The organism is Halomonas sp. (assembly GCF_014859505.1).
GTDB lineage: Bacteria > Pseudomonadota > Gammaproteobacteria > Pseudomonadales > Halomonadaceae > Halomonas.
This window is the reverse complement of record NZ_JACUUD010000003.1, coordinates 20,461-38,161: the sequence shown is the minus strand read 5'-3', so window position 1 is coordinate 38,161 and position 17,701 is coordinate 20,461. Positions and strand designations below refer to the sequence as shown.

The following is a 17,701-nucleotide window of genomic DNA, read 5'->3' as shown; positions in this document are numbered from 1 at the left end:
AGGTGGCAATGAAAACCCTTATCAACCGACAGTTCGACTTCATGGGCAAGCGCCGGATCGCCTTCGCGATTTCGGCTGCGCTGATCCTGGTGTCGATCGTCTCCCTGCTGTTCCAGCAGCTCAACCTGGGGCTGGACTTCACCGGCGGCACCCTGGTGGAGGTGCGCTACGCCGCAGCACCTTCGCTGGAGGCCGTCCGACAGACCCTGGAGGGCGCCGAGTTCCGCGACGTCTCGGTGCAGACCTTCGGCGCCTCCACCGAGGTACTGATCCGCCTGCAACAGGCCTTCGATGCTGACGTGGGCGACCGCGTGGTGGCCCTGCTGCGCGATGGTGGCGAGAGCGTCGAGCTGGTGCGCGCCGAATTCGTCGGCGCCCAGGTGGGCGAGCAGCTGCGCGATCAGAGCGGCCTGGGGCTGCTGGTGGCACTGGGCATCGTGATGCTCTACGTGGCCTTCCGCTTCCAGTACAAGTTCGCCATCGGCGCCCTGCTGGCCCTGATGCACGACGTGATCATCGTGGTCGGCATCTTCTCGCTGTTCCAGCTCGACTTCGACCTCACCGTGCTGGCGGCACTGCTGGCGGTGATCGGCTACTCGCTCAACGACACCATCGTGGTCTACGACCGCATCCGCGAGACGATCCGCAAGTCGCGAATCGACGACATGCCGGCGATCTTCAACGAAGCGATCAACATGACCCTGTCGCGCACCCTGGCGACGTCAGGCACCACCCTGCTGGTGCTGATGGCGCTGCTGCTGCTGGGCGGGGACATGATCCACCACTTCTCGATCGCCCTGATCATCGGCGTGGTGGTCGGCACCTTCTCCTCCATCTACGTGGCCGCGGCCCTGCTGCTGGCAGTACACCTCCAGCGCGAGGACCTGATCCCGGCCAAGAAGGAAGATGCCGAGGCCGAGGAGGAGCTGCCCTAGCCACTGCTGCACGCAAGAGACTTTTGCTCAAGGTAGAAACAAGAAACCCCCGCAGGTCATCCCTGCGGGGGTTTTCCTTGTAGCCTGGCACTTGAAGCTTGTGGCTTCTGGCCTAGAAGTGCGGCTTGAGCTGCTGCACCAGGGCCTTGAAGAGCCTCGGGCCAGCCGCCATCAGCTGGCCTTCCACCTCGACCCTGGGCTGGCCGTCCGGGGTCCCCATCAGGGCCCCGGCCTCCTTGAGCAGCAGGCTGCCGACGTGCATGTCCTGCTCCTCGAGGCCCAGCACGAAGGCGGCATCGGCACGGCCGGCGGCCAGTTCGGCCAGGTCCAGCAGGCCGCTGCCGGAGGCGCGCTGCACCTCGATGACCGGGCCCAGCTGCTGCACCAGGGTCAGGTAGGCCGGCAGCTGACGATTTCGCAACCAGGTCTCGGGCAGCCCCATGGCGATGCGCGCACCGCCCACCGCCAGGGTCCTGGGCACGCGAATGCGCTTGCCGTTGTGCTGGGCACCGCGGCCACGGCTGACCAGATACTCGTCGTCACTGAAGGGGCAGATCACCACCGCATGCTCCGGACGGCCCTTGACCAGGCAGACCACCGACAGGGCAAAGCCCGAGGCGGCCACGCCGAGGTTCGAGTAGCCGTGGAAGGGTTCGATCTTCCACAGGGTGTCGGCGCCCTCCCCCTCACCGGCGCGGTGAGGGGTGAAGCGCCCGACGACGCCGTGCTGGGGGTAGCCACGGGAGAGCTGACGGACGATCAGTGTCTCGGCGTTGCGGGCGGCGTCCTCGAGCAGGCGGTCGAGATTGCTCTCTTCGTGGGAATTCTCGATACGCTCGCGAATGCGCAGGAACTGTTCGCCGGCGCTGCGCACGGCGCGCAGCGCATATTGGACCATCGGATGCATGATCGGGCCTTGGGGAGTCGGTAGTGTTAAAGAACGGGGGTGTTCACGGAAACGGTTCATTGAAACGGTCGGCGCGAATCCTAGCAGACCCTGTCCGATTGCGCCACGCTGGCTCGAGGCCGATCCGAGGGCAGGCCCTCATCAACATGCTAAACTCTTGCGCCCCGATTCATCGGCCCGATTGATTTCGCCTCGATCCATTTCGCCCCAGGAAGCACCCCATGCTCGACCGCATTCGTATCGTCCTGATCGGCACCAGCCACCCCGGCAATATCGGTGGCACCGCCCGCGCCATGCACAACATGGGGCTCACCGACCTCGCCCTGGTGGCGCCGCGCTGCACGCCCGTCACTGCGGACAGCGTCTCGCGGGCGTCCGGCGCCGATCACCTGGTCAACGCCGCCCCGGTCGTGGAGGCCCTGGAGCAGGCCGTGGCCGACTGCACCTTGGTGGTGGGCGCCAGCGCCCGCTCGCGCACCCTGCCCTGGCCGATGATCACCCCGCGGGCGCTGGGGGAGCGGCTACCGGAGGAGCTCGCCACCTCCGAGGCACGTGTCGCCCTGGTCTTCGGTCGCGAGGACAGCGGCCTGACCAACGCCGAACTGCAGCGCTGCCATGCCCACGTGCACATCCCCACCAACCCCGACTTCAGCTCGCTGAACCTCGCCGCCGCCGTGCAGGTGCTGGCCTACGAGTGTCGCCTGGCCTGGCTGGCCGGGCAGGAGGCCCAAAGCGAAGAGCCCACGCCACCGCTCGCCACCCATGCCGAGCTGGAACACTACTTCGCCCACCTGGAGCGCACCCTGGTCGCCATCGGTTTTCACGACCCGGCCATGCCGCGCCAGCTGATGGCCCGCCTGCGCCGCTTCACCCTCAGGGCGCGTCCGGAGCGCATGGAGCTGAATATCCTGCGCGGCATCCTCTCCGACACCGAGAAGCTCGTGCCGGAACGCGACGACGGCCCCGCCTGAGCCGGTGCGCCTTGAAGGGACAGCGGCGCGCCCCCACACTGTCTCAATGACCTGTGGCGGTCGCCGCCCCACCTTTCTGCTACCCCAGCCAAGGACCGCCGAATGTTTCAACGCCTGCGTGAGGACATCAACAGCGTTTTCGATCGTGACCCGGCGGCCCGCAACTTCCTGGAAGTGCTGACCAACTACCCGGGCCTGCATGCCCTGGTGATTCATCGGCTGAGTCACTGGCTGTGGCACAGGAATCTCAAGTGGCTGGCGCGCACGCTCTCGAGCTTCTCGCGCTGGATGACCGGCGTTGAGATCCACCCCGGGGCCACCATCGGCCGGCGCTTCTTCATCGACCACGGCATGGGGGTGGTGATCGGCGAGACCGCCGAGGTGGGCGACGACGTCACCCTCTACCAGGGCGTGACCCTGGGCGGCACCAGCTGGAACAAGGGCAAGCGCCACCCCACCCTTGCGGATGGCGTGATCGTCGGTGCCGGCGCCAAGATCCTCGGTCCCTTCACCGTGGGCGCCGGCGCCAAGATCGGCTCCAACGCCGTGGTCACCAAGGAGGTGCCCGCCGGCGCCACCGTGGTGGGCATCCCCGGCAAGATCGTCAAGCGCACCCAGCCGGACGCGGCCGAGGTACTGGAGGTGGACCCCGAGCGCCGCGAAGCCATTCGCCGCAAGTTCGGCTTCGACGCCTACGGCATCAGCGAGGACATGCCCGACCCGGTGGCGCGCTCGATCCAGGCGATGCTCGACCATATGCACGCCGTGGACGAGCGAATCGAGGGCATGTGCCAGACCCTGCGCAAGATCGATGCCAGCTACCGCGACGGCCGCCTGCCGGAACTGCGCGACGAGGACTTCGCCGATGTCCTCGACGACGCCTGCGCCATGCCGGAGAAGGCGCCGGCACCCGGAACAGAGCCTGCCGCAGGCGACGATGACGACGACCGAGGGCCCAATGGTTGACCGCCACGCTTGGTCTTTACCATAATGCCTGACTGATCGCGCTTCCCTGCGGAGCACCCGTTCACCGACCGCCGACTCGCTCGGCGCCGAGGTCGCCATGCGCCTGACCACCAAGGGACGCTACGCCGTCACCGCCATGCTCGATCTGGCCATGCATGGCCAGTCAGGGCCGATCTGCCTGGCCGACATCTCGAAGCGCCAGGAGATCTCGCTTTCCTACCTGGAGCAGCTCTTTGCGCGGCTGCGCCGAGCGGAGCTGGTGGAGAGCGTGCGCGGCCCCGGCGGCGGCTACCTGCTGGCCCGCGCACCGGAGACCATCTCGGTGGCCCGAGTGATCGACGCAGTGGACGAGTCGGTGGATGCGACCCGTTGCGGCGGCCTCTCCGACTGCCAGCAGGGCGACACCTGCCTGACCCACCACCTGTGGTGCGAGCTCTCCAAACAGATCCACGGCTTCCTGGAGGGCATCACCCTGGGCCAGCTCGCCGCCCGCCAGGAGGTCCAGCAGATCGCCGACCGCCAGCGCGACCGCCTGGACGGCATCGACGTCTTCGCCTCGGCACCCTGATTCTGCGCCACGATGGCCCCCAACCGAGCCCCACGACACCCGAGTCCATGAGCACACCCGTCTATCTCGACTACGCCGCCACCACCCCCGTCGACCCCCGTGTCGCCGAGCTGATGGGCCGCCACCTGACCCTCGACGGCATCTTCGCCAACCCGGCGTCGCGCAGCCATATGCTGGGCTGGCAGGCCGAACAGGCGGTGGAGAACGCCCGACGCCAGGTCGCCGACCTGATCAATGCCGACCCCCGCGAGATCGTCTGGACCAGTGGCGCCACCGAGGCCGACAACCTGGCGCTGATCGGCTACCTGCGCGCCAATCGCCACCGTGGCCGACACCTGGTGACCTCCATCGTCGAGCACAAGGCGGTGGTGGACACCGCCAGGGCGCTGGAGACCGAGGGCTTCGAGGTCACCTGGCTCGCCCCGGGCCGCGACGGTCGCGTGACGCCAGAGCAGCTGCGCGAGGCCATGCGCGAAGACACCGTGCTGGTGTCGCTGATGGCGGTGAACAACGAACTGGGCGTGATCCACGATCTGGCAGCGCTCTCCGAGGTGGCCCACGCCGGCGGCGCGCTGTTTCACGCGGATGCCGCCCAGGCGGTGGGCCGCCTGGATCTGGACGTGAAGCGACTCGGCATCGACCTGATGTCGCTCTCCGGCCACAAGGCCTACGGCCCCAAGGGCATCGGGGCGCTCTACGTGAAGCGTCATCCGGACATTCGCCTGGAGGCGCTGATCCACGGCGGCGGCCACGAGCGCGGCATGCGCTCCGGCACCCTGGCCACCCACCAGATCGTCGGCATGGGCGAGGCCTTCGCCCTGGCCGGCGCCGAGGGCGAGGCCGACCAGGCGCGCATCGAGACGCTGCGCGACCGGCTGCTCGACGGCCTGTCCGATGTCGGCGGCATCCACCGCAACACCGCGGTAGACGCGGCGGTGCCCAACATCCTCAACCTCGCCTTCGAGGGGGTCGACGGCGAGTCGCTGCTCATGGCGCTGCGCGACCTGGCCCTCTCCACCGGCTCCGCCTGCAACTCGGCGAGCGTCGAGCCATCCTATGTATTGAGGGCCATCGGCCTGCCGCGGGCCCTGGCGTTGTCCTCCCTGCGCTTCAGCTTCGGGCGCTTCACCACGGACGCCGATATCGACACCGCGCTTTCGGCCCTGCGCCACGCCCTCACCGGACTGCGCCGCAAGGCGATCTGAGCCAGCATGCCCCGACCACCGATTACAGGCCCATCCACCGAACCAAGGAGAGACCCATGGCGCACCTGACCATCACCACCACCGCCGCCGACCAGATCCGCCGGGTGCTCGACGAGCGCGGCGAAGGCCTCGGCCTGCGCGTCTCGGTCAAACCCAGCGGCTGCTCCGGCTACAGCTACGTGCTCGACTTCGCCGACGAGGCCGCCGACGACGACATCTGCTTCGAGGAGCACGGCGTGCAGGTCTTCGTCGCCCCAGAAGCGCTGGAGATGCTCGACGGCAGCGAGGTGGACTACGTCAACGAGGGACTCAACCGCTTCTTTCGTTTCAACAACCCCAACGTCAAGGACCAGTGCGGCTGCGGCGAGAGCTTCACCGTCTGAGCCCCTCGCTCGGCGACGATTGTTCAACGCGCCCCCGGGGCGGTATAATCCGCGCCCAGTCGGCGCATTCAGCCGAGCCCCCGGTTCGCTGGACCGCCGGACCGCCTGATTCGCTTCACCGCGCCGCCCTCGCTTCCAACACGGGAGCCCAAGGGCGGCGCGGCGCTATCCACGCACACTTCTCACCCCCTACTGGAGACATGCCCATGGCTACCCAGCGCACCCTGTCCATCATCAAGCCCGACGCCGTCGCCAAGAACGCCATCGGCGAGATCATTGCGCGCTTCGAGAAGGCCGGCCTTCAGGTCGTCGCCGCCAAGATGCTCAAGCTCGACGACGACAAGGCCGGCGGCTTCTATGCCGAGCACAAGGAGCGCCCCTTCTTCAAGGATCTGGTCGGCTTCATGACCTCCGGCCCGGTGGTCGTGCAGGTACTCGAGGGCGAGGACGCCATCGCCAAGAACCGTGAACTGATGGGCGCCACCAACCCCAAGGAAGCCGCGCCGGGCACCATCCGCGCCGACTTCGCCGAGACCATCGACGCCAACGCCGTGCACGGCTCCGACTCCCCCGAGTCTGCCGAGCGCGAGATCGCCTACTTCTTCGGCGCCGATGAGATCTGCCCGCGCTGATCGCGATTGTCTCCTGGCGGGGGCCCTGCCTCCGCCTCTCCTGCTGCTCCCTTTCCCGACCCGCTGACCGCCATGACCGCTGATACCGCACCCCAGAAGACCAACCTGCTCGGCATGTCCCGCGATGAGATGGAAACCTTCTTCCTCTCCATCGGCGAGAAGAAGTTCCGTGCCGCCCAGGTGATGAAGTGGATCCACCACGAGGGCTGTGACGACTTCGCGGCCATGACCAACCTCGCCAAGGCGCTGCGCGCCAAGCTCGCCGAGGTGGCCGAGATCCGCGGTCCCGGCGTGGTCTACGAGGGCACCTCCAGCGACGGCACCCGCAAGTGGGTGCTGGAGGTCGAGGATGGCAGCTACGTGGAGACGGTGCTGATTCCCGCCGACAACGGCAAGCGCCGCACCCTGTGTGTCTCCTCTCAGGTGGGCTGCTCGCTGGACTGCAGCTTCTGTTCCACCGGCAAGCAGGGTTTCCAGCGCAACCTCACCGCCGCCGAGATCATCGGCCAGGTGTGGGTCGCCCAGCGCAGCGTGGGCCCGCGCAAGGACACCGCCAACCGCCCGGTCACCAACGTGGTGATGATGGGCATGGGCGAACCGCTGCTCAACTACGACAACGTCGTCCCGGCCATGAAGCTGATGCTCGACGACGACGGCTACGGACTCTCCAAGCGCCGCGTCACCCTCTCCACCTCCGGGGTGGTGCCGATGATCGACAGGCTCGGCGATGAGATAGACGTGAGCCTGGCCATCTCGCTGCATGCCGCCAATGACGAGCTGCGCAGCGAACTGGTGCCGCTCAACCGCAAGTACAACATCCGCGCCCTGCTGGACGCCTGCCACCGCTACCTGGCCAAGTGCGACGACACCCGCATGATCACCGTCGAGTACACGGTGATCAAGGACGTCAACGACCAGCAGGAGCACGCCCGGGAGCTCGCCGAGCTGCTGCGCGAGCTGCCGTGCAAGATCAACCTGATCCCCTTCAACCCCTTCCCTCACTCCGGCTACGAGAAGCCATCGCGCAACCAGTGCGTGCGGTTCCAGCAGTGGCTCTATGAGCTGGGCTACACGGCGCCGATCCGCACCACCCGCGGCGACGACATCGACGCCGCCTGCGGCCAGCTGGTGGGCAGGGTCAAGGATCGTACCAAGCGCCACGAGCGCTATATCCAGTCGATCCAGATCGACGCCGATTGAGCGGGTGGGCCGCCTTGACTTCAACCGGGCACGACGCTTTGATGGTCAGGCTCTTGATCGCCCCGGCCCGCCTCCAAGCGGCATGCCGCCGGGGTTTCGTGTCGACCGTGGGGAGAACACCATGACGCGCCGTATCCGCCAGCCCGGCACCTCGCGACTGCCCACCCTGACCCTGCTGCTGGGCAGTCTGTGGCTTGCCGGCTGTGCGACCCAGCCCCAGGGCCTCGGCAGCGGCGAGCGCGAGGCGAGCCCGGCGGATGCCTATACCCAGTTGGGCATGGCCTATCTGGAGCGCAACAACCTGCAACGCGCCATGGGCGCCCTGGACCGAGCGCTGTCAATTGATCCCGACGACCCCGAGGCGCTGCAGGCCATGGCCATGGTCTACCAGCGTCAGGGTGAACGCTCACTGGCCGATGATGCCTTCCGGCGTGCGCTCTCGGCGGATCGCAGCTTCACCCGGGGACGCAACAACTACGCGGCCTTCCTCTATGACCAGGGCCGAATTCGCGAGGCCTGTAAACAGCTCGAACTGGCCTCCAGTGACGCCCAGTACCCGGCCCGGTCCCAGCTGTTCGCCAACCTGGGGCAGTGTCAGCGCGAGCTGGGCGATCTCACGGCGGCCAGACTGAGCCTGGAGCGGGCCCAGAACATCGACCCGCGCGATCCGCGCAGCTACTACGCCCGGGCGGAGCTGGAGCATGCCACCGGCAACCACGATCTCGCCCAGCAGCAGATCGACACCTTTATCCGCCTGGCTGGCGCCAGCCCCGGGGCACTGCGCCTGGCCCGGCAGATCGCGGAGGCGAGGGGTGACCGGGCCAACGCGGCCTTATATTCCGAACAACTGGACGGCCGCCCCGGCACGCCCTGATCCAAGACTCTTGACGAAGGATGCTCAGCCATGAGCGACACCCAGACACCGGACTCCGCGGATACCGCCTTCTCGGCCTCACCGGGCGAGCAGCTCAGGAGCGAACGGGAGACCCAGGGCCTCTCGGTCACCGAGGTAGCCGGTGGGCTCAACCTGCGCCCGGCGGTGATTCGCGGGCTCGAGGAAGACAGCTACGAGGAGGTGCCGGTCGCCGCCTATCGGCGCGGCTATCTGCGCGCCTATGCCCACCTGCTGGGCATCGATGACAAGCCGGTACTCGACGCCTATCGCGCCAGGTTCGGCGGCGAGGAGGCCGAACGCCGCGTCACTCCCGTTCAGATCACCCGGCCGCCGTCGCGCATCGGCGCCTGGCTCTTCCGGCTGGTGACCCTGCTGGTGATCGCCGGCCTGATCGGCCTGACCCTGATGTGGTGGCAGAGTCGCGGCGGCAACGAGCCCCCCGGCATCGGTGACAGCAGCCCGGTGGCCGTGGACGGCCTGGACGGCACCACCACCACCATCGCCGAGCCCGTGGCCCCCGAAGTGACCGAAGCACCCGCCGAGAGCCTGCCGCCGCTGCCCGAGGAGGATGAGAGCCTGGGGCTGGTGGAAGACCCCGACGCCCTGGCCGATGAGCCCCCCGAGGTCGATGCCGAGAGCGCCCTGGCGCTGGCCGATGACTCGCCCGGGATGGCCGACGAAACCGCCGCCGATGAGGCCGCCGCAGAGGAAGAGGCCACTGGCACCGCCGCCAGCCCGCGCCAGCTCGAGCTGACCTTCAACGAGCAGTCCTGGACCGAGATCTTCGATGCCAACAACCAGCGCATCTTCGTCGGCCTGCAGGAACCCGGTACCACGGCCAGCGTCGAAGGCGAACCGCCCTTTCGCCTGACCGTGGGCAATGCCACCGGCGTAGAACTGGTGTGGGCCGGCGAGTCCGTCGACCTCCCCGCCCGCGCCGGCGCCAACAACGTCGCTCGCTTCACCCTGGGAGATTGATCCGTCATCATGCACGCCCCATCGCCCATCATTCGTCGCAAGTCACGCCAGATCCACGTCGGTAAGGTGCCGGTCGGGGGGGGCGCCCCCATCTCCGTGCAGAGCATGACCAATACCAACACCCTGGACGTGGCCGCCACCGTGGCGCAGATCCGTCAGCTCGAGACCGCCGGCGCCGATATCGTGCGCGTCTCGGTGCCCGACATGGACGCCGCCGAGGCCTTCGGCAAGATCAAGCGTGAGGTAGACGTCCCGCTGGTCGCGGACATCCACTTCGACTACAAGATCGCCCTGCGCGTCGCCGAGCTCGGCGTAGACTGCCTGCGCATCAACCCCGGCAACATCGGCCGCGAGGACCGGGTGCGCGCCGTGGTCTCCGCCGCCCGCGACAACGGCATCCCGATCCGAATCGGCGTCAACGCCGGCTCGCTCGAGAAGGATCTGCAGAAGAAGTACGGTGAGCCCACCCCGGATGCCCTGGTCGAGTCCGCCATGCGCCATATCGACCACCTCGACCGCCTCGACTTCCAGGCGTACAAGGTCAGCGTCAAGGCCTCCGACGTCTTCATGGCGGTCGCCGCCTACCGCAAGCTGGCCGGCCTGATCGAGCAGCCACTGCACCTGGGCATCACCGAGGCGGGCGGGCTGCGCTCGGGCACCGTCAAGTCCTCCATCGGCCTGGGGCTCCTGCTGATGGACGGCATCGGCGACACCATCCGCGTCTCCCTGGCCGCCGACCCCGTCGAGGAGATCAAGGTCGGCTTCGACATGCTCAAGAGCCTGCGCCTGCGCGCCAAGGGCATCAATTTCATCGCCTGTCCCAGCTGCTCGCGCCAGAACTTCGACGTCATCGGCACCATGAACGCCCTGGAGGAACGCCTCGAGGACATCATGACGCCGCTGGACGTCTCGGTGATCGGCTGCGTGGTCAACGGCCCCGGCGAGGCCAAGGAGAGCGACATCGGCCTCACCGGTGGCTCGCCGGCCAACCTCGTCTACATCGACGGCAAGCCCGCCACCAAGCTGCGCAACGAGCACCTGGTCGACGACCTCGAGCGACTCATTCGCGACAAGGTTCGCGAGAAGGAACAGGCCGAACAGGACATGATCGCCCGCGGCTGATCCGCATCGCCGCGGCGACCCATCAAGGAGCAAGCGTTGAGCAAGTCCCAAGCGAGTCAGAAAGAGTCAAGCAAGAAGAAGATCCAGGCCATCCGCGGCATGAACGACCTGCTGCCGGAGCACTCCCCGCTCTGGCAGTACTTCGAGGGCAAGGTTCGAGGGCTGCTGGCCCGCTACGGCTACGCCGAGATCCGCACTCCCATCGTCGAGCAGACGGCGCTGTTCAAGCGCTCCATTGGCGAGGTCACCGACATCGTCGAGAAGGAGATGTATACCTTCGAGGACCGCAACGGCGACAGCCTGACCCTGCGCCCCGAGGGCACCGCCAGCTGCGTGCGCGCCGCCATGGAGCACGGCCTGCTGCACAACCAGACCCAGCGGCTCTGGTACCAGGGTCCGATGTTCCGCCACGAGCGTCCTCAGAAGGGCCGCTATCGCCAGTTCCATCAGGTGGGCGTGGAGGCCTTCGGCCTGGAGGGCCCGGATATCGACGCCGAGGTGATCCTGCTCTCCGCTCGGCTGTGGCGCGAGCTGGGCCTGATGGAGCACGTCACCCTGGAGCTCAACTCGCTGGGTTCCAGTGAGGCTCGCGCCGCCTACCGCGACACCCTGGTGGCCTATTTCGAGCAGCACCAGGATCGGCTCGACGAGGACTCCCGCCGCCGGCTGGGAAGCAACCCGCTGCGCATCCTGGATTCCAAGAATCCCGAGATGGCCGCAATGCTGGCCGATGCCCCGAAGCTGATCGACCACCTGGACGACGAATCCCGCACGCACTTCGAGGCGCTCTGCGCCATGCTCGATGCCGCCGGCATCGCCTACGTGATCAACCCTCGGCTGGTGCGCGGCCTGGACTACTACGGCCGTACCGTCTTCGAATGGACCACCACGGCGCTGGGCAGCCAGGGCACGGTATGTGCCGGCGGCCGCTATGACGGCCTGGTGGAGCAGCTGGGCGGCAAGCCGACCCCGGCGGTGGGCTTCGCCATGGGCATCGAACGCCTGGTGCTGCTGCTCGAGACCCTCGAGCTGGTACCGGAGGCCGCCCGCGGCGAGCTGGACCTCTACCTGCTCCCCATGGATGACGCTGCCACCGCCACCGCCCTGCTGCTCGGCGAGCGGCTGCGCGGCGAGCTACCCGGCCTGCGCGCCCAACTGCACTGTGGCGGTGGCAGCTTCAAGAGCCGCATCAAGAAGGCCGACAGGAGCGGCGCGCGGCTGGCGCTGCTGCTGGGCGAGGACGAGCTGGCCCATGGTAAGGCGACCCTGAAGTTCCTGCGCGAGGAGCGCGAGCAACAGAGCCTCACCCAGGACGCCCTGGCCAATACCCTCGCAGGGCTGCTTGCCGAGCACGACACCTGATCACCCGGGGCGCCGGCTGTTTACCGGCGCCCACACGAACACAAGGAGACCGCCCGTGGCGGAGCTGAGAACCGAGGAAGAGCAGCTAGACGCGCTCAAGCGCTGGTGGAAAGAGAACGGCATGGCGCTGATCGCCGGAGTGGCCATCGCCGCCGCCGGCATCTTCGGCTGGAACGCCTGGCAGAACTATCAGGAGAATCAGGCCAGCGCCGCCTCGGCCCGCTACCAGCACCTGATCAACCTGACCGCCGGCACCCAGCTCGACGACGCCAGCCTGAGCGAGGCCCGCGAACTGGTGATCGAGATCACCGACAACCACGGCAAGACACTCTACGCCGACCTGGCCAGGCTGATCGACGCACGCCTGGCGGTGGCCCAGGAGGATCTGGCCGACGCCCGCGCCACCCTGGAAGCGGTGATCGACGCCAGCAACCGCGACTACGTCAAGGGCCTGGCGCGGCTGCGCCTCGCCCGTCTGCAGGTCGACGACGGCGAGGCCGAGGCCGCGCTTGCCACCCTCGAGGCCGGCGTGCCCGATGCCCTGGCCGCCCAGCGCGCCGATGTTCGCGGCGACGCCCATTACGCCCTGGGCCGCGAAAGCGATGCCGGCACGGCCTGGCGCGAGGCCCTGGACCTGGCCGAGGGTCGCGGACAGCAGCTCTACGGCGTACAGCTCAAGCTCGACAACTTAGGTCTTCAACACCAGGGACTCGACTCATGAAACCGACTTTCCTGATCGCCGCCGTGGCCGGCCTGGCCCTGTTGGCCGGCTGCGCCGGCAACAAGGTGGAGCCGCAGTATCCGCCCAAGGAGCTCAGCGGCTTCGAGGAGCGCGCCGAGCTTGCCAGCGTCTGGAGCCAGCGAGTGGGCCGCGGCCTGGGTCGCGCCAGCTACCCGATCGCCCCCTCCCGGGATGGCGACACCCTGTTTGCCGCCGACGAGCGTGGCCGGCTGGCCGCCTTCACCGCCGATGACGGCGACCGCCAATGGCAGGTTGACCTCGATGTGCCGGTCTCCAGCGCACTGACCGCCGTGGCCGGCGATGTCTACCTGGGCACCCGCAACGGCGAGGTGCTGGCCCTCAGCCAGCGCGACGGCAGCGTGCGCTGGCGCGCCCGCGTGCCCAGTGAGATCCTGGCCGCCCCGCAGCCCAACCAGCAGCTGCTGGTGGTGCAGAGCGTCGACGGCAGCGTCACCGCCCTGGACCGCGCCAGCGGCGAGGAACGCTGGAGCTACACTGCCTCCCGCCCGTCGCTGACCCTGCGCGGCACCGGCACCCCCACGGTGATCGACCCGGTGACCTTCGCCGGCTTCGCCAACGGCCGCCTGGTGACCCTGGACAACAACAGCGGGCAGCCGCTGTGGGAGCGGCGCATCGCCGTGGCAAAGGGCCGCAGCGACATCGACCGCCTGGTGGATCTGGCCGCTCAGCCGGTCCTGACCCCCGACGGCCGCCTGTTCGTCTCCAGCTTCAACGGTCGGCTGGCCGCCCTGGAAGCCACCCGCGGCGAGCCGCTGTGGGCCATCGACTTTTCCAGCTACCACACCCCGGTGCTGGTCGGTGACTTCCTGTTCGTCGTCAACGAGGCGGGCCACATCCACGCCCTCAACGCCGACAACGGCGACGAGATCTGGCGCAACACCGCCCTGGAGGGTCGCAGCATCACCTCCCCGGCATTCGCCGATGGCAAGCTGGTGTTCGGCGACTTCGAGGGCTACCTGCACCTGATCGATGCCCGCAGCGGCGAGATCGTCGGCCGCGAGCGGGTCGACCGCTCCGGCATCAGCGTGCGTCCGATCACCGAGGGCCGCCGCATCCATGTGCTCGCCAATGATGGCAGCCTAGAGACCCTGGACATCCAATGACACCCGTGATCGCCCTGGTCGGCCGCCCCAACGTGGGCAAGTCGACCCTGTTCAACCGCCTGACGCGCTCCCGAGACGCCCTGGTGGCCGACTTCCCGGGCCTGACCCGCGACCGCAAGTACGGCAACGGCCTGCTCGGTGACAAGGCCTACACGGTGATCGATACCGGCGGCATCAGCGGCGACGAGGATGGCATCGACGCGGCCATGGCCGAGCAATCGCTGGTCGCCATCGACGAGGCCGACATCGTGCTGTTTCTGGTGGACGCCCGGGAAGGCCTCAACGTCGCCGACCAGGCCATCGCCAACCACCTGCGGGTCAACCAGAAGAAGACCTGGCTGGTGGTCAACAAGACCGACGGCCTGGATGAGGCCACCGCCACCGCCGAGTTCTGGGAGCTGGGCCTGGGCGAGCCGCGCCCCATCGCCGCCGCCCACGGCCGCAACGTCACCACGCTGATCGAGGAGGTGCTCACGCCCTTCCCCGAACGCGACGAGAGCATCCCGGCTGACGTCGGCACCAAGGGCATCCGCATCGGCGTGATCGGCCGCCCCAACGTGGGCAAGTCGACCCTGGTCAATCGCCTGCTCGGCGAGGAGCGGGTCGTGGTCTTCGACGAGGCCGGCACCACCCGGGACGCCATCGAGATTCCCTTCGAGCGCCGCGGCAAGCCCTACGTGCTGATCGATACCGCCGGGGTCAGGCGGCGCAAGAACGTTCACGAGATCGCCGAGAAGTTCTCCATCATCAAGACCCTGGAGGCGATCAAGGAATGCCACGTCGCCATCGTGGTGCTGGATGGCCGCTCGGGCCTGGTGGAACAGGACCTGCACCTGCTCGACTACGTGCTGACCAGCGGTCGCGCCCTGGTCCTGGCGGTCAACAAGTGGGATGGCCTTGAGCATGAGGCCAAGGAGAAGATGCGCGCCGAGATCAAGCGCCGCCTGGGCTTCGCCGACTATGCCGACCTGCATTTCATCTCGGCGCTCCACGGCACCGGCGTGGGTGACCTCTACCCGTCGCTGGAGCGTGCCTTCGCCTCGGCCAATGCCCACTGGTCCACCAACCGCCTGACCACCATCCTCCAGGATGCGGTGGAGTCCCATCAGCCGCCCCTGGTGCATGGCCGGCGGATCAAGCTGCGCATGGCCCATCAGGGCGGCGCCAATCCGCCGATCATCGTGGTCCATGGCAACCAGACCGAGTCGCTGCCCGAGGCCTACCGCCGCTACCTGACCAACACCTTCCGCAAGGTGCTGAAGGTACGCGGCACGCCGATGCGCTTCGAGTTTCGCTCGGGCAAGAACCCCTTCGACCCGATGGCCGACGCCAGCGACCGCGAGAAAGCCAAGAAGCGCGAGCTGGGACGCACCCAGGAGGCGCGCAACAGCCGCCGCCGCTGAATCCGCCGCGTCCAGCCCGTCTGCCCTCACGCAGACTCAGAGGAGAGTCCCTCGCTCATGCTTCGTCTTGTTCCTGCCCGTTTCCGGCGCTGGCGTCTGCTCGCGACGCTGTGCCTCTCCGCCCTGCCCGCCGGCCTGCTCACCCCCACCATCCGCCTGGGCGTGGGCGAGGACGGCAGGCTGATTCCGCGGGGGTAGGCCCTACTTCCCGTGCAGGCGCCGGCGGCCCACCCACTGGGTGGCGAACTGCCAGGCGCCGCGGCCGCTGCGCCCGCCGCGCAGGGTGGCAAAGCGGATCGCCTCGGCGCGGGCCTCGGCGTTCCAGTCGTCGCGTCTGCCCAGTTGGGTGACCCAGTGGCAGCAGGCCTCCAGGTAGACGTCCTGGTTGAAGGGGTGGAAGCCCAGCCACAGGCCGAAGCGGTCGGAGAGCGAGATCTTCTCCTCCACGGCGTCGCCGTGATGAAGCTCGTCGCCCACCAGCCGCGAGCCCTCGTTGTCGCTCATCGACTCCGGCAGCAGGTGGCGGCGGTTGGAGGTGGCATAGAGCAGCACATTGGGGGGCGGACCGGTCAGAGCGCCGTCCAGCACGCTCTTCAGCGCCTTGTAGGCGTCGTCGTGGCCCTCGAAGGAGAGGTCGTCGCAATAGACCACGAAGCGCTGGTCGTGATGGCGCAGTTGCTCCACCAGCATCGGCAGGCCGGCGAGATCATGGCGATCCACCTGCACCAGGCGCAGCCCATCCGGGGCCAGAGAGTTGAGCAACGCGCGGATCAGCGACGACTTGCCGCTGCCCCGGGAGCCCCACAGCAGGGCATGGTTGGCCGGCAAGCCCTGCAGGAAGGCTCGGGTATTGTCGACCAGCGCCAGCTTCTGGCGTTCGATGCCCAGCAGGTCGTCCAGGCTCAGGGCGTCGCGGGGCGGCACCGGCAGCAGTCGTCCGCCCAGGCTGTGGCGCTGCCACAGGGCCGCCACATCGCGGTGCCAGTCCACCTCCTGGGGAGGCGGCGGCAACCAGTGCTCCACGTGGTCCAGCAGGTTCATCAATCGGCGCGTCAGCTCGGCGTCCATGGGGGCTCCTTCTCCGTGTCGAGCGGTTGACCTTGCAGGCATTCAGGGTATCTTGTGGCGAACCTTGTCGTGCCGTCCAGCGTCATACCGCACTGAGACGAACAAGACCGGTCACAGGAGACCCCCCATGCGCTGGTTCCCATTGCTCGCCGTCGGCGTGCTGAGCCTTGCCCTTACCGCCTGCGCTACCTCGCCCACCGGACGACAGCAGCTCACCCTGGTGTCTGATGCCCAGCTCAACGAGATGGGCGCCCAGGCGTTCGACCAGTACCAGCAGGACCTGCCCCAGGCCGGTGCCGCCGTGCAGCGCTACGCGCAGTGCGTCGCCGAGGCCATCGTCGGCGCGCTGCCGGCGGAGCAGCAGCGCGCCCAGGACTGGCAGATTCGCGTCTTCGAATCGGAGCAGGCCAACGCCTTCGCCCTGCCGGGTGGCTATATGGGCATCAACACCGGACTGCTGAGCGTTGCCCGGACCCAGGACCAGCTGGCCGCTGTGGTCGGCCACGAGATCGGCCACGTGCTGGCTCGTCACGCCAACGAGCGGGTCTCCACCCAGACCGCCACCCAGCTCGGCCTCTCCGTGCTCTCCTCGGTCTCCGGCATGCAGGGGCCGGGGGGGCAGCAGATGATGGGGGCGCTGGGCCTCGGCGCCCAGTACGGGGTGCTGCTGCCCTTCTCTCGCCGCCACGAGAGCGAGGCCGACGTGATCGGTCTGAACCTGATGGCCGATGCCGGTTTCGACCCGCGCGCCAGCGTCGCCCTGTGGGAGAACATGGAGGCCGCCGGCGGCGCTCGCCCCCCGGCCTGGATGTCCACCCACCCCAGCCAGGGCCAGCGCATGGCGGGCCTGCAAGCCAACATGCCCGAGGCAACAGCACGATTCGAACGGGCCCGCCAGGCAGGGCGCACGCCCAACTGTCCCCGCCCCTAGGACAATGCTGATTTCCCACCCTACCTCTGGATAGCGAATGCTGAAGCTTGGACTGCTGCTGTTGATCGCCCCCATCCTGCTGCTGATGGGGGTCTACTTCTGGGAGCTGTCGGACGTGCGCGAATGCCTCCACGCCGGCGGCTACTGGAATTACCTGGAAGGGGTGTGCCGCGACACGCCCCAGCCCTTCGTCTCCTGGCTTCAGCGTCATCCATGGCTGGTCAACGGCGGCATGCTGCTCTCGCTGATCGGCGTGGCGCTGTGTATGGTGGGGCTCTACGTCAAAAGACGCTGAGGGCGGCACCGAGA

20 protein-coding genes are annotated in these 17,701 nt (G+C 68.0%); 18 read left to right on the top strand and 2 right to left on the bottom strand.

Annotation, left to right across the window (positions count from 1 at the left end; all coding sequences use genetic code 11):
• Window positions 1-8 precede the first annotated feature (8 nt).
• Window positions 9-935: a protein translocase subunit SecF gene (secF, locus tag IBX53_RS00925; RefSeq protein WP_290903929.1), complete on the top strand. Its 927-nt coding sequence runs from the start codon at window positions 9-11 to the stop codon at window positions 933-935.
• 112 nt (window positions 936-1,047) lie between these two features.
• On the opposite strand, the gene IBX53_RS00920 is transcribed toward secF, so the two are convergent.
• Complete coding sequence (locus IBX53_RS00920) at window positions 1,048-1,842, bottom strand: inositol monophosphatase family protein (RefSeq protein WP_290903927.1); 795 nt, start codon at window positions 1,840-1,842, stop codon at window positions 1,048-1,050.
• 221 nt (window positions 1,843-2,063) lie between these two features.
• Here IBX53_RS00920 and trmJ point away from each other — a divergent pair, with 221 nt between their 5' ends.
• The 15 genes from trmJ (at window position 2,064) to IBX53_RS00845 (ending at window position 15,591) form a co-directional block, all read left to right on the top strand.
• Entirely contained in the window at window positions 2,064-2,813 is a 750-nt protein-coding gene (gene trmJ / locus IBX53_RS00915; RefSeq protein WP_290903924.1) for a tRNA (cytosine(32)/uridine(32)-2'-O)-methyltransferase TrmJ, read from the top strand.
• Window positions 2,814-2,864: 51 nt separating this feature from the next.
• A complete protein-coding gene (cysE, locus tag IBX53_RS00910; protein WP_290903981.1) occupies window positions 2,865-3,779 on the top strand; it encodes a serine O-acetyltransferase in 915 nt (304 codons plus the stop codon).
• Window positions 3,780-3,876: 97 nt separating this feature from the next.
• Window positions 3,877-4,347 (top strand): Fe-S cluster assembly transcriptional regulator IscR, encoded by a 471-nt coding sequence (iscR, locus tag IBX53_RS00905; RefSeq protein ID WP_290903922.1) that lies wholly within the window; start codon window positions 3,877-3,879, stop codon window positions 4,345-4,347.
• A 47-nt stretch (window positions 4,348-4,394) separates the two neighbouring features.
• Complete coding sequence (locus IBX53_RS00900) at window positions 4,395-5,552, top strand: IscS subfamily cysteine desulfurase (RefSeq protein WP_290903920.1); 1,158 nt, start codon at window positions 4,395-4,397, stop codon at window positions 5,550-5,552.
• Window positions 5,553-5,608: 56 nt separating this feature from the next.
• On the top strand, window positions 5,609-5,935 hold the full coding sequence (locus IBX53_RS00895) for an iron-sulfur cluster assembly accessory protein (protein ID WP_290903918.1): 327 nt from the start codon (window positions 5,609-5,611) through the stop codon (window positions 5,933-5,935).
• A gap of 206 nt (window positions 5,936-6,141) precedes the next feature.
• The gene (gene ndk / locus IBX53_RS00890) at window positions 6,142-6,567 is read left to right on the top strand and encodes a nucleoside-diphosphate kinase (RefSeq protein ID WP_290903916.1); all 426 of its coding nucleotides are present in this window, start codon (window positions 6,142-6,144) and stop codon (window positions 6,565-6,567) included.
• A 72-nt stretch (window positions 6,568-6,639) separates the two neighbouring features.
• Window positions 6,640-7,767: a 23S rRNA (adenine(2503)-C(2))-methyltransferase RlmN gene (rlmN, locus tag IBX53_RS00885; RefSeq protein ID WP_290903914.1), complete on the top strand. Its 1,128-nt coding sequence runs from the start codon at window positions 6,640-6,642 to the stop codon at window positions 7,765-7,767.
• Window positions 7,768-7,888: 121 nt separating this feature from the next.
• Window positions 7,889-8,641: a type IV pilus biogenesis/stability protein PilW gene (pilW, locus tag IBX53_RS00880; RefSeq protein WP_290903912.1), complete on the top strand. Its 753-nt coding sequence runs from the start codon at window positions 7,889-7,891 to the stop codon at window positions 8,639-8,641.
• A gap of 30 nt (window positions 8,642-8,671) precedes the next feature.
• Complete coding sequence (locus IBX53_RS00875) at window positions 8,672-9,640, top strand: RodZ domain-containing protein (protein WP_290903909.1); 969 nt, start codon at window positions 8,672-8,674, stop codon at window positions 9,638-9,640.
• A 9-nt stretch (window positions 9,641-9,649) separates the two neighbouring features.
• Window positions 9,650-10,762, top strand: coding sequence for a flavodoxin-dependent (E)-4-hydroxy-3-methylbut-2-enyl-diphosphate synthase (gene ispG, locus IBX53_RS00870; RefSeq protein ID WP_290903906.1), 1,113 nt, complete (start codon window positions 9,650-9,652; stop codon window positions 10,760-10,762).
• A gap of 36 nt (window positions 10,763-10,798) precedes the next feature.
• Complete coding sequence (gene hisS / locus IBX53_RS00865) at window positions 10,799-12,124, top strand: histidine--tRNA ligase (RefSeq protein ID WP_290903904.1); 1,326 nt, start codon at window positions 10,799-10,801, stop codon at window positions 12,122-12,124.
• Between the two features lie 55 nt (window positions 12,125-12,179).
• A complete protein-coding gene (locus IBX53_RS00860) occupies window positions 12,180-12,845 on the top strand; it encodes a tetratricopeptide repeat protein (protein ID WP_290903900.1) in 666 nt (221 codons plus the stop codon).
• Window positions 12,842-13,990 (top strand): outer membrane protein assembly factor BamB, encoded by a 1,149-nt coding sequence (bamB, locus tag IBX53_RS00855; protein WP_290903898.1) that lies wholly within the window; start codon window positions 12,842-12,844, stop codon window positions 13,988-13,990. Before IBX53_RS00860 ends, bamB begins: the two co-directional genes overlap by 4 nt.
• Window positions 13,987-15,393 (top strand): ribosome biogenesis GTPase Der, encoded by a 1,407-nt coding sequence (der, locus tag IBX53_RS00850; protein ID WP_290903896.1) that lies wholly within the window; start codon window positions 13,987-13,989, stop codon window positions 15,391-15,393. The genes bamB and der overlap by 4 nt, the downstream gene beginning before the upstream one ends.
• Before the next feature lie 57 nt (window positions 15,394-15,450).
• The gene (locus IBX53_RS00845; protein WP_290903894.1) at window positions 15,451-15,591 is read left to right on the top strand and encodes a hypothetical protein; all 141 of its coding nucleotides are present in this window, start codon (window positions 15,451-15,453) and stop codon (window positions 15,589-15,591) included.
• A gap of 3 nt (window positions 15,592-15,594) precedes the next feature.
• Here the strand turns inward: IBX53_RS00845 and IBX53_RS00840 are convergent, their stop codons facing one another.
• Window positions 15,595-16,461, bottom strand: coding sequence for an ATP-binding protein (locus IBX53_RS00840; protein ID WP_290903891.1), 867 nt, complete (start codon window positions 16,459-16,461; stop codon window positions 15,595-15,597).
• A gap of 127 nt (window positions 16,462-16,588) precedes the next feature.
• Between IBX53_RS00840 and IBX53_RS00835 the strand changes: the two genes are divergently transcribed.
• Both IBX53_RS00835 and IBX53_RS00830 read left to right on the top strand, forming a co-directional pair.
• Window positions 16,589-17,392 (top strand): M48 family metallopeptidase, encoded by an 804-nt coding sequence (locus IBX53_RS00835; protein WP_290903889.1) that lies wholly within the window; start codon window positions 16,589-16,591, stop codon window positions 17,390-17,392.
• A gap of 37 nt (window positions 17,393-17,429) precedes the next feature.
• On the top strand, window positions 17,430-17,687 hold the full coding sequence (locus IBX53_RS00830; protein WP_290903884.1) for a hypothetical protein: 258 nt from the start codon (window positions 17,430-17,432) through the stop codon (window positions 17,685-17,687).
• The last annotated feature ends 14 nt before the right edge of the window (window positions 17,688-17,701 follow it).